This is a genomic window from Actinomycetospora chibensis, from assembly GCF_028737215.1.
GTDB classification, from domain to species: domain Bacteria; phylum Actinomycetota; class Actinomycetes; order Mycobacteriales; family Pseudonocardiaceae; genus Actinomycetospora; species Actinomycetospora chibensis.
Window position 1 is genome coordinate 59444 of the sequence record NZ_JAQZAM010000025.1, and the last position, 9980, is coordinate 69423.

The 9980-nt window shown below is 74.7% G+C and carries 8 protein-coding genes; 1 reads left to right on the top strand and 7 read right to left on the bottom strand.

The window, feature by feature from the left end:
• The first annotated feature begins 29 nt into the window (after nt 1–29).
• Nucleotides 30–1322, top strand: a complete 1293-nt coding sequence (locus PH189_RS27010) for a GH39 family glycosyl hydrolase (protein ID WP_274191955.1) — start codon at nt 30–32, stop codon at nt 1320–1322.
• Between the two features lie 16 nt (nt 1323–1338).
• Here the strand turns inward: PH189_RS27010 and PH189_RS27015 are convergent, their stop codons facing one another.
• The 7 genes from PH189_RS27015 to PH189_RS27045 form a co-directional block, all read right to left on the bottom strand.
• Nucleotides 1339–5103 carry a lipopolysaccharide biosynthesis protein gene (locus tag PH189_RS27015; protein ID WP_274191956.1) on the bottom strand — a complete coding sequence of 1255 codons (3765 nt, stop codon included), beginning with the start codon at nt 5101–5103 and terminating at the stop codon, nt 1339–1341.
• Complete coding sequence (locus PH189_RS27020) at nt 5100–5903, bottom strand: polysaccharide deacetylase family protein (RefSeq protein ID WP_274191957.1); 804 nt, start codon at nt 5901–5903, stop codon at nt 5100–5102. Before PH189_RS27020 ends, PH189_RS27015 begins: the two co-directional genes overlap by 4 nt.
• Nucleotides 5900–6829 (bottom strand): glycosyltransferase family 2 protein, encoded by a 930-nt coding sequence (locus PH189_RS27025; RefSeq protein WP_274191958.1) that lies wholly within the window; start codon nt 6827–6829, stop codon nt 5900–5902. Before PH189_RS27025 ends, PH189_RS27020 begins: the two co-directional genes overlap by 4 nt.
• Nucleotides 6826–7932 carry a GNAT family N-acetyltransferase gene (locus tag PH189_RS27030; protein WP_274191959.1) on the bottom strand — a complete coding sequence of 369 codons (1107 nt, stop codon included), beginning with the start codon at nt 7930–7932 and terminating at the stop codon, nt 6826–6828. Before PH189_RS27030 ends, PH189_RS27025 begins: the two co-directional genes overlap by 4 nt.
• On the bottom strand, nt 7929–8375 hold the full coding sequence (locus PH189_RS27035; protein WP_274191960.1) for a hypothetical protein: 447 nt from the start codon (nt 8373–8375) through the stop codon (nt 7929–7931). The genes PH189_RS27030 and PH189_RS27035 overlap by 4 nt, the downstream gene beginning before the upstream one ends.
• The gene (locus PH189_RS27040; protein ID WP_274191961.1) at nt 8372–9274 is read right to left on the bottom strand and encodes a glycosyltransferase family 2 protein; all 903 of its coding nucleotides are present in this window, start codon (nt 9272–9274) and stop codon (nt 8372–8374) included. Before PH189_RS27040 ends, PH189_RS27035 begins: the two co-directional genes overlap by 4 nt.
• Before the next feature lie 105 nt (nt 9275–9379).
• Nucleotides 9380–9980, bottom strand: a 601-nt coding sequence (locus PH189_RS27045) for a LuxR family transcriptional regulator (protein ID WP_274191962.1), incomplete at its 5' end; no start/stop codon positions are given.

The following is a 9980-nucleotide window of genomic DNA, read 5'->3' on the forward strand; positions in this document are numbered from 1 at the left end:
GATCGCCGTACGGGGGTGTGGGGGGCCAGATGCGTTCCGAGCGCGACCGGTGGGCGCGGGGGCTCGCGGCCCTGACGGTGGCGGTGGCGCTGCTGATGGTGACGGGGTGCGAGGCCGGCACGCCCCGCGCGTCGGCCGCGCCGTCGAACAGCCTCGGCGTCGGCTTCACCCACACCCAGTTCAGCGCCGTCGACGGCCCCCCGCAGGCCACGCAGCAGCTCGCCACGGTCCTCGCGGCGCAACCGATGCCCCAGGCGCAGCACATCATGGGGTTCGGCGCGGGCAACCCCGAGCCGTCGCCCGGGGAGTACGACTTCGCGAGCCTCGACGCCCGCATCGACTTCATCCGCCGCAGCGGCGGCACACCGGTGATCACCCTGTGCTGCGCGCCGGACTGGATGAAGGGCGGCGCCGAGGGCAGCACCGACTGGAGCCGGCTCGAGGTGGCCCCCGAGCCCGAGCACTACCAGGACTTCGCCGACCTGGCCGCCGAGATCTCCCGCCGCTACCCCGACGTCCGCCACTTCCAGGTGTGGAACGAGTTCAAGGGCTTCTTCAACGAGCGCACCAAGACCTGGGACGGGGAGGCGTACACCGAGCTCTACAACCGGGTGTACGACGCGCTGAAGGAGGTCGACTCCGGCAACCAGGTCGGCGGCCCGTACATCGAGATGACCGCACCACCGCCGGGCGTCGACACCGGGCCCTCCGAGCTCACCGGGCCGTGGGGGCTGGTCGACCAGCGCATCCTCGATGCCTTCGACACGTGGAACGAACGCAAGAACGGCGCCGACTTCGTCGTCGTCGACGGGCACACCACCACCGAGGAGGGCGCCCCCGACGACGTCACGGCCCTGACGAAGATCGCCGCCGTCAACCAGTGGATCCACGGGCGGACGCCGCTGCCCCTGTGGTGGGCCGAGTGGTACGTCGAGCCGGCCGCGGCGCGCTGGGCTCCCGAGAAGCGGCTCGCGCAGCGCACGGCCGGGCTCGTCGAGTTCGCCCGCACGGGGGTCGACACGTCGTTCTACTGGAACGCCTCCCGTACGGCGTCGTTGCCGACCGGCCTGTGGACCTCGCTCGGAGACCCGGGCGGCGGTCGCCCCGAGCCGTTCCTCGCGACGCTGCAGGAGTTCAACCGCCAGTTCCCCCCGGGCGCGCCCGTCGGCGACCCCGGCGTGGCGCCCCCGGTCTTCGGCGCCCGCGGCTCCCGGGCCACGGTGCTGGTCAACACGAGCGACGCCCCGGCGACGGCCACGGTCGACGGCGCCGAGGTCGGGCTCGCGCCGTACGAGGTCCGGTGGACCCCGTCGGGCGCCTGACGGTCCGGGCCCGTGTTCAGGTCAGCGCCAGCAACCGCTCGACGACCACGGCGGCGAACGCCAGGAGCAGCAGCCCCCAGGTGACCACCCATCCCCGCAGCGCGGCCCGCCCGGGGCGTCGCAGCGCCCGGACCTGCAGCGTCAGGAGCACGACGACCAGCCCGATCAGGATCGTCACCCCGACCGGCGTCCACGGCGTGGCCCCGATGCGCACCCCGAGGTTCTCCGGGGTCCGGTTGATCGGGTCGAACGCCTGGTCGTTGCGCGGGACGTAGATCTGGGCGTCGCCGGTGTCGACCACCTTCTGCAACCGGGGGTCGGCGGCCAGGGCCGCGCGGAACCGGTCGCCCCAGCCCTTCGGGTAGCCGGCGCTGACCTCGAGGTACTGCTCCTCCGCCCGCGAGGTCATGAAGTAGGTGCTGCCGCCCCAGTAGACGAGCTGCTCGACGACGGGGTCGACCGTGCGCGGGTCCAGCGGCGCGAGCATCGCGCGCGGCCCGACACCGACCGGGTCGGTGTAGCCCATCGGCATCATCGGGGTGGCCCCGGAGTCGAGGGAGTCGGTGACGAAGAGGATCTGCGCGTTGCCGGGGCGGTCGTACACCCAGTGCACGGCCGCCATCTCCCCCGGGGAGACGCGCTCGAAGGACTCGTTGCCGTAGGCGGCGACCCCGTAGGCCGCGCCGAGCACCAGCACCACCAGGCCCGCGGCGACGTAGCGCCACACCGAGCCGAACGCCTCGCGGAACCCGGCGCCGCGGGCGGTCTCGGGGAAGAACGCGAGTGCGATCAGCACGCAGGCCCCGGGCAGGGCGAACATGTACACCCGGAGCCCGATCTCCCCGCCGTAGTTCTGCACGAGCACCGCGAGGAACGGCACGGCGAGCAGCAGCGCGACGACGCGGTCGTCCACCCCGCGGTGACGGCGCCGCAGCAGGCCGACGAGCGACCCGATCGCCAGCACGCCGAACAGGGCCACCCGCACCAGGACCACGACGGCGTGCGCCGGGTCGCCCCCTGTGCGGGCGGTGATGCTGGTGGCGACGTTGCCGGAGACGTCGCCGACACCGCCGAGGACGTCGGGGAGGTGGCCCGTCCAGAAGGACGCCGTCATGAGACTCACCCAGGCCACCAGCAGCACCCCGAGCAGCACCGGCAGCCCGCGCAGCGTGGAGCGGCGCGCGAGCGCCAGCGCCCCCGCCGCGATGACCATGACGAACGGGGTGAGCTGGTGGCTCACCGTGGCCGCTGCGAAGAGCACCAGGAGCATCCCGAGCAGCGCGATGCGGGTCGCCGACGAGGACGGCCGCGCGGCGTGCTCGCCCGGCGTCGTCGGGGTCCCGATCACCCGGCCGACGAGGTGCCGTCCCCGGCTCCCGGCGCGCCGCAGCCACGACGGCGTCCGGCGCGCCGCGACCGCGAGCCACGCGGGCCGGCCGGCCGGGAGAGCCTCGCGACCCATCGGCCGGAACCACGTCAGCAGGATGCCGATGAAGATCAGGTACAGCAGGAACGTGTAGCCCTGCGGCGAGAAGTAGTCCTGCCCGATCCACTGCAGGACGGTGAACAGCAGGGCCGCGAACCACTTGCCGCGCCAGCTGACCCTCAGCGTGCGCAGGATGAGCCACATCGCGAGCAGGTAGAGCAGGTTCGACAGCAGCGGCGTCACCCGCACCAGCGGGAGCAGCGCGTCCGGGGGGATCCCGTCGGACACGAAGGACACCAGGGCGAAGAAGCCGGGCCAGCTGAAGCGGGCGTCGAGGTCCGGGACGACGGTGCCCGACAGCGAGATGAAATCGACGAACCCCAGGTGCACGTACGACGTGGGGAAGCGGGGCAGCGGCTCGATCAGCGCGGTGATGCCGTGCAGCACGGCGCACACCGCGACGAGCTGCCCGGCCAGCAGGACCCGGTGCTCGCGGGCGAGCGCGAGGGCGACGACGACGCTGAGCAGCAGGCACGCCACCCCGATCACCGTCGCCACGGGCAGCACCGACACCAGGCCCCACCCGGTCAGCCCGGTGAGATCGACGCGGCGCAGCGGCACGACGATCAGCACCACCGACAGCAGGCTCGCCTCGGCCACCAGCACCGCGGGGACGACGGGAAGGATCGCGGCCAGGAGGCGCCGCCGCCGCGACCGCGGAGGTCCGGTCGGGTCGGGATCGGGGGCAGGCTCGGGACCGGGACCGGGACCGGGGCCGGGGTCGGGTTCGGGGGCGGGGTCGGGCTCGGGGGCGGAGTCGGGCTCGGGGGGCGACTCGGGCGGCGGGGCAGCTGCCGGGGCGGACGCACGGGGGCGCACGTGCACGGTCACGAGTGACGAGCGGGTGGCCGGGTCACCGCGGTCGGGCGCCGTGAGCGGCACCGGGCGGGGCCGCGGCGAGGGGACCCGGGCGTCGCCGGTGGCCGGGCGCGTGGTGCGGGCCTTCGCGGTGATCACCCGCAGCAGGCTGGGGAGGACGGCGAGCGCCACCGCCGCCTGGCTGACCAGCACGAGCACGCCCACCCCGGTCACCTGGTCGATGGGCATCCCGAGCGTGCCGCCCCCGACGAACAGGCCCACGACCACGGTGCCGACGACGACGGTCCCGGAGACGACCTGCCAGCGCACGATCGACCGGGCCTTGCCCTGCGCCCGCAGGACCCCGAGCCAGACCTCCATGACCGCGCGGCCCATCGCCGCGAGGGCGAGCAGCTGCAGCAGCGGCGCGGCCGCGGCGTAGTCCGGCCCGAGGACCTCGAGCACGGGGCGGGCGACCACGAGCAGCGCCGCGGCGGCCGCCCCGAGCAGCGCGATCGAGCGCACCAGCGCCGACCGTGCGTACCGCGCGAGGCGGTCGGCGTCGAAGACCCCCTCGACGGTGAGCGTCTGCGCGAGGTTGTTCGGCACCAGGTTGAGGACCGCGGCCATCATCCAGGCGATGTAGAACACCGCGAACGTCGACGGAGGCAGGGCCGCGGCCACCACGACCGGGACCAGGTAGATCGCGCCGAACCCGAACAGGGCCCCGACGAAGTCGCCGGCGAGGAACCCGCGGATGTCGCTGCCGGTGGTGACCGTCCCGGCGGTCTCGCGCGCGTGGCGGGGCGCGCGCCGGGCGAAGACGAGGACGTTGACCGGGATGCAGAGCAGGATCATCGGGACGATCCATGCGACGTAGACGCCGGTGGTGGGCAGCGTGGCCGCCAGCAGGATCAGCAGACCGGCCTTGAGCAGGCCGAAGAGGGTGTTCTCCAGCGCCACCCATCCCGCGCCGCGCATGCCGACGAGCACGCCGTCCTGCACGGTGAAGATGTTCGCGGCCACCGCGACGCCGACGAACCCGATCGCCGCCCACGGGCTCGCCAACAGGCTGAACGAGGGCCCCCACCAGCCCAGCGTCAGGACGAAGCCGCCCGCCAGCGCCGCCACCGCCAGCGAGCTGAGCCCGTAGCTGGCCAGCACGAGACGGGCCGTGCGGGGACCGCTGCGGGGCAGGAAGCGGCTGAGGGTGCCGGTGATGTTGATCCCGACGATCGCCGCGAGCAGGGTCATGGCCGAGATCAGCGCCGAGGCGCGGCCGACGTCCTCCGGCGTGTAGAGGCGGGCGGCGAGGAACCAGTAGATGAGCCCGAGCAGCCCGGTCATCCCGGTGTTGACGATCAGCGCGTAGGAGTTCCGGGAGAACGGGTCGGTGAGGTGGTCGCGCAGGCGGGTGCGCCACGACCCCCTCGGGACGGCCTCCGCCGCCCCGGCCGTGAGCGCCGCGGCGCGGGCGTCCACGGATCCCGCCGTCACGAGGGACGCCGTCCGGACGAGACCGCCGCCAGCGCCGACCGCCCGCGGCGCACGACCAGGTACCCGGCGGTGAGGGTGCGCTGCTTCCAGTAGATGCGGGCGTGCTGCTCCCCGCGGACCACGCGCCCGAAGGTGTCGAGGTCGGTGTCCCGCGCGACGGTCAGACGCGGCAGCGCGTAGCCGTCGGAGCCCGGCGCGGCCGCGAGGTTGCCGACGGCCGCCGCGAGCCGGTATCCGGCGTCGGCCACGGCACGGCGCACCCGCGCGCTGGAGTAGCCGTAGGGGTAGGCCAGGTGCGGCACCTCGTGTCCCAGCCGCTCCTCGAGGAGGCGCCGGCTGCGGGAGAGCTCGTCGCGCAGGGCGGCGTCGGGCAGCTGGTCGAGCTGGGCGTGGCTGTGGCTGTGCGCGCCGATCTCGACGCCGGCGGCGTCGCACTCGTCGACCTGCGACCACGAGAGCATCCGGTCCAGCGGCCGGCCGGCGGCCTCGGCGCCCGCGTCGTCGAGCCACCCGGTGGTGACGAAGACGGTCGCCCGCGCGCGGGCCCCCGCGAGCCGCGGGAGCGCCTCGCGGTGGAAGTCGGCGTACCCGTCGTCGAAGGTCAGCACGATCGGACGGTCGGGCGCCGGCACCTCGCCGCGCCGCACGGCGGCGAGCTCGCCGACCGTGAGCGTCGTGAAGCCCTCGGCGGCGAGGAGGTCGAGCTGCGCGGCGAACCGGTCGGGGTGCACCGACAGCCCGCGCGCCGCGTCGGCCGGGTCGGCGGCGACGGAGTGGTACATGAGCACGGGGACGGTCACGGCGCGCTCCGCGCCAGCGTGCCCACGGCGTAGCCGGCGGTGGTGGTGAGCAGCCCGGCGATGATGGCGCCGGCGCGCGCCAGCCCGGCGCGGTCGCCACGCCAGGCCTGCGCCACGCCGCGGACCACACCCCGGCGCAGCGTCACGGCCGCGTAGCTGCGCTCGGCGGCGAGGGCGGCCGTCGCGCCGACGCTGCGCGCGACCAGCGCCTTCGACAGGCCCTCGGCGTAGCAGCGCGCGCGGAAGTAGCGGAAGCCCTCGCGCACCGCCGGCACCCGGTGCCAGATCACCGCCCGCGGGTCGTACACGAAGCGCGCGCCCGGCCGGTGGGTCGCGAGCCGGATGCAGAACTCGGTCTCCTCGCAGCCGAGCGGGCGCGGGCGGGCGGCGGTGCGCCCGATGTGGGTCGGGAACCCGCCGGCGATCTCGAACGCCTCGCGGCGGAACGACGCGTTGCCGCCCAGCAGATTGCGCACCGCGCCCACCTCGCGGCCGACGAACGTGCAGCCGACGACCCAGTCGAACTCCTCGGGGAACCACACCGGCCGCTCGGTGGTCCAGCGCGGCAGGGTGAGGCCGCCGACCCCGAGGACGGCCGGGTCGTCGTAGCCCTCGGCGAACGTCCGCACCCAGTCGGCCCCGGCGACCGCGTCGTCGTCGAGGAACGCGACGACCTCCCCCGTGGACGCCGCGACACCGGTGTTCTTCGCCCCGGACAGGCCGCGGACCTGCGCGTTCGCGACGACAACGGCGCCCGGGAGCGCGTCGGCCAGGCGATCGCACAGGGCCGGGTTGTGGTCCACCACGACGATCACCTCGTGCGGCGCGACGCTCTGGCGCTCGGCCACCGACGCCACCGCGGCGAGCACGTCGTCCCAGCGCTCGTCGGTGTACGCGCAGATGACCACCGAGACCGTGCGGCTCATGCCGACACCCCCTTCACCAGGTCGGGCCGCCGCCAGCGGCCGCTGGCGCGCAGGACACGGTCGGCGACGCCGTAGAGCCGCGGGCTCCGGTCGACCGCCCGGCGCGCCGAGCGGACCGGCGCGGTGCGCGCCCACGCCAGCGCCGCGCCGGGCACGAGGCGCGCGACCCGGCCCTCGGCGACGGTGGTCTCGCCGGACTTCAGCTCGTCCTTGTAGGTCTTGTCACCGCGTCCCATGTCGATGAGGTCGACGCCGTCGGCGGCCGCGGCCCGCGCCATGGCGAGGTGCAGCAGCAGGCCCGGTGAGTACCGGCCCATGCTCGGGGCGTACGCAGGGAACCAGGTCGGGACGACGCCGTGGTCGCGCAGCCCGAAGTGGCCGGCCACCAGCGCGTCCCCGGCGTAGAGCAGCGAGAGGCACCCGCGGAACGCGCCGGTGCGCTCGGCGAGCAGATCGTGCACCAGTCCCCGGATCCAGGGCCGGGCGAAGCGGTCGGAGCGTCCGGTGCGCTGGTACTGCGCGGACTTCCAGTCGAGCACCGTGTCGAGCGCGGAGCCGGCCGCGTCGTCGGTGGCCTCGAGCACGAACCGCAGCGGACCGTGCTCGCGCTCCAGGCGACGCGCCCGCCGCGGCAGGTCACGCACGCGCGACGACCGCGCGCGGGCGGCCCGGTGATAGACCTCGAAACCGTCCCTCAGATCGATGACCGGGGACGGGGCGCGGGCGGTCCGGTAGGCGTCGAAGATGCGCTGGCCCGCGACCAGGTGGTCGAACTCCCAGACCGACAGCCCACAGGCCCGCACCATCTCCCGGGCGTCCCACTCGCTGCCTTGCGCGTGCACCAGGCCCTGCCCGTCGCTCAGACCGGGAGCGACGGGCAGCCCGCGTCCGAGCGCCGCCCGCTCGAACGGGAAGAAGCCGACGACGTCGCCGCCGTCGGTGAGCACCCCGACCCTGGTGTGCGGACGGAACCTCCCGACGGCGCGGGTGAACTCCGGGGACAGGAACGGGTTGTGCAGCGACGGCGTCGCCGCCTGGAACGCGCGCCACCGCCCGAGCTCGGCCTCGCCGAGCTCGGCGGGACGGACGACGTCGACGTTCACGGACCCACCTCGACGGCCGGCCCCGCGGCCCGCTCCTCCGCGGCCCGCTCTTCCGCGGCCCGCTCCTCCGCGGCCCGGTCGCCGCGCCGGGTGGCCAGCTCGACCCCCACCCACACCGCGACGCTGATCCCCGTCACCGCCAGCACACCGGCGGCGACGTCCCAGACGCCGAACGCGAGCATCACCTGCGCCACCACGGTGTCCAGCGCGAGGACCCAGCCCACGGCGAGCACCACGCGGGCCACCGGTTCCAGGCGGTGGGTGGGCACCAGGACGGCGAGCACGGGCACCACGAGGAGCACGGCCGTGACCGCCGGCGCGGACCGGGCGTCGAGGACGACGGCGACCCACCAGCCCGCCGCGAGCGCGAGCACGGCGCCGGCGAGGCTCGCGGCGTGCCGCACCCGCGGGGTCGGGCGCCGCGGGACAGCGCCCGAGGTCACGTCAGGACCTCCCCGGGGTCCGGCCGGACGGTGCTCTCGAGGGCGCGCCGGGCCTCGTCGCGCTGGTGGACGAGGCGGCGTAGCCGCTGGACGGCGAGGCCGCTGGGCCCGCGGTCGTGCTCGCGCAGCAGGGTGCGCAGCACACGTGTGCCGTCGCGGACGACATGGAGGTTCGACCGTCCGTAGCGCCGCGGCATCTCCATGCTCGGCACCTCGGCGATGCGCAGACCCGCCCGCAGCGCGGAGACCGTCAGCGACGTCTCCACCTCGAACCCGGGCCGGGTGAGGTCCAGGTAGGGCAGGCAGCGCCGGTGAAAGGCGACGTAGCCGTAGCAGAGGTCGGTCAGGAACGTGTCGTGCATCCGGTTGACCATGCCGACCAGCACGCGGTTCCCCCCGCGGCGCAGGCGCGTGATGTCACGGGACCCGCCCCCGCCCATGAAGCGGGAGCCCTTGACGAAGTCGTAGCCGTTGTCGAGGAAGTGCAGGAAGTGCGGGATCTCCTCGGGGGCCATGCTGCCGTCGGCGTCGATCATGACGATGTGCTCGCCGGTGGCCGCCAGGAACCCCTCGCGCAGCGCGTCGCCCTTGCCCTGCCCCGACTGCTCGATGACGTGGATGTCCGGGCGCGCCGACTGCGCGAGCATCACCGTCGCGTCACGCGAGTGCCCGTCGACGAGCACCACCTCGTCGACGCAGCTGGGCACCTGGGCGAGGACCCAGGGGATGTTGGTGGCCTCGTTCATGGCCGGGACCACCAGGGAGACCTTGTTCCGGCGGGTCTCGGCCGGACGGGGGACGACCCGCGCGACCGGGTCCTCGGGGAACACGGTGAGGGGCTGCGGGACGAGAGGCACGCGGTGTCCCTCCCCCACGTTCCCGTTGCGCTGGACGGTCACCGTTCCTCCATCGGACGGGAGGCGAATTCCCTGGACGAGGGACGTTACGACTCCGCTCGTGGCCCCGGATCGCTTCGGAGGAGCAGGCGAGCTAGTACGAATTCATCAGGGATCGACGATCCGGCCCACGTCGTCCTCCTGCTCCCGGACCAGTCGCACCGGGCGCGACGGGGTCGAGCTCGCCGTGACCCCCGAGACCTCCGCGAGCGGGGCGAGCCGCTCGGCGCGGGCGATCCGGACCGCCTCGAGCCGGCCGTGCACGCCGAGCTTCCGGAAGATCCGGTGGGTGTGTGTCCGGACGGTGTTCACCGCGACGTCGAGGTGGTCGGCGATGTCGCGGGCCGAGAGCCCCTCGACGAGGGCGCGCAGCACCTCGACCTCCCGCTCGGTGAGCGCGCTGAGCCGCCCGGTGGGGCGCCGGGCCTCGGCGACGTCGTGGCGCAGCCCGTCGAGGACCGTGGCCAGGAGCCGCGACGGGTAGACGCCGTGACCGTCGTGCACGAGGCGGACCGTCTCGGCGAGATCCTCGACCGACGACCCGGACGGCAGCCAGCCCGAGGCACCGGCGCGCGCCGCGTCACACGCGCTGTCGTCGTCACCCGGCTCCGCGAGGACCACCACGCGCGGCCCGCCCGGGCGCTCGCGGAGGAGCTCCACGGCGCGCTCCCACCGTGACGGGCGGAGCGCCAGGTCGAGCACGACGACG

Bases quoted from the DNA above. Each gene is read 5' to 3' on its own strand.
- PH189_RS27010 (WP_274191955.1), top strand. From the start codon at position 30: ATGCGTTCCGAGCGCGACCGGTGGGCGCGGGGGCTCGCGGCCCTGACG.
- PH189_RS27025 (WP_274191958.1), bottom strand. From the start codon at position 6,829: ATGAGCCGCACGGTCTCGGTGGTCATCTGCGCGTACACCGACGAGCGC.